The following is a 1,757-nucleotide window of genomic DNA, read 5'->3' as shown; positions in this document are numbered from 1 at the left end:
ACCACCAGATCCACCGACCGCGGCAACGCCACCGCCACCAACCGCTCCGGACCCGCACCACACCCCACCAAATACCGCGCCAAACAATTCGCCCGCCTGTTCAACTCGCCATAGCTGAGTTGAACCCCACTACTCACCACAGCAACAGCATCCGGAGTCCGCACCACCTGCGCCTCAAACAACTCCGGCAACAGCACATCCGGAACCTCACGACCCGTGTCATTCCAGTCGACGAGCACCCGATGCCGTTCCTCAGCACCGAGAACACCGACGGAACGGACCGCCATATCAGGATCGGCACTGACCGTCTCCAGCACACGCACCAACCGGTCCACGAGCCCCCGGACCGTCTCCTCCGCGAACAGATCCGTCCGATAGTCGACCTGCCCCTCAAGACCAGCAGGGCCACCGTTCTCGTCACGGAGTTCACCCAGGCTGAACGACAGATCGAACCTGGCCGCCACATCACCGACAGGCCCGACCTGGGCGTGAACACCAGGCAGGTCCAACTCGGGACGGACGTTGTTGTGGAAGGCGAGCATCACCTGGAAGAGAGGGTGACGGGCCATGGAACGCGCCGGATTCAGGACCTCCACCAGCCGCTCGAACGGCACATCCTGATGCGCGAAAGCCGCCAGATCCGCCTCCCGGACCCGCTCCACCACCTCCCGGAACGACGGATCACCGGCCACGTCAGTGCGCAGGACCAGCGTGTTCACGAAGAACCCGACGAGATCGTCCAAGGCGTCGTCGGTGCGTCCCGCGACCGGGGTCCCGATCGGGATGTCGTGGCCGGCGCCCATCTTCGACAACAGCACCGCCAACGCGGCCTGCACCGTCATGAACACACTCGCACCACACGAACGAGACAACTCCACCAACCGCGCATGCACCCCCGCAGGAACACGCACGTCCACCGAAGCACCCTCGTGCGAAGCAACCGCCGGACGCGGGAAGTCCACCGGCAGCTCAAGCTGCTCCGGAAGGTCGTTCAGGGCCCGCGTCCAGTAGGCGACCTGCCCCGCAAGCACGCTCTCCGGGTCGTCCTCGTCACCCAGAACCTCGCGCTGCCACAGCGTGTAGTCCGCGTACTGCACCGGAAGGGCGTCCCACACCGGGGCGACACCCCGACACCGCGCCGCATACGCCTGCGACAGATCCCGCGCCAGCGGCGCCATCGACCAGCCATCAGCCGCAATGTGATGAACCACCACCACCAGAACCCACTCATCAACCGCGTCCGCAACCTCCAACAACCGCACCCGCCACGGCAGATCCCGCTCCAGATCAAAACCCGTACCCGCGACCACGGCCACCGCCGAAGCGATGTCCTCAGCAAGCACGGACCCCACGGCAACCTCGGGGACACCCGCGGCGCCCGTCAGAATCTTCTGCCGCGGTTCGCCCTCCACCTGCGGGAACACCGTCCGCAAGCTCTCATGACGGCCCGCCACATCCCCCAATGCCGCCCGCAACGCCCCCACATCCAACGCCCCACTCAGACGGACGGCGAGGGGGATGTTGTACGTCGACGACACGCCTTCCAGCTGACCCAGGAACCACAGCCGACGCTGAGCGAACGACACCGGAAGCACCTCCGGCCGCACCCGCACGCCCAACCGCTCCCGAACCCGAACACCCTCATCGAGTCGCTCGACAAGGCCCGCAACCGTCGGCGCCTCGAACAACGCCCGGATGCTCACCTCGACCCCGAGGACGGAACGGATCCGGCTCACCAGACGAGTCGCCAGCAGCGA

At 66.3% G+C, this 1,757-nt stretch carries 1 protein-coding gene; it reads right to left on the bottom strand.

The window, feature by feature from the left end; genetic code table 11:
- Positions 1–1,757: condensation domain-containing protein (locus ACIBJH_RS48160; RefSeq protein WP_399123417.1), on the bottom strand; the 1,757-nt coding region annotated here is incomplete at both ends.

Origin of the sequence: Streptomyces sp. NPDC050548 (assembly GCF_044457385.1) — a bacterium.
In the GTDB taxonomy this organism is placed as follows: domain Bacteria; phylum Actinomycetota; class Actinomycetes; order Streptomycetales; family Streptomycetaceae; genus Streptomyces.
This window is presented reverse-complemented; position numbering and strand designations above follow the sequence as displayed.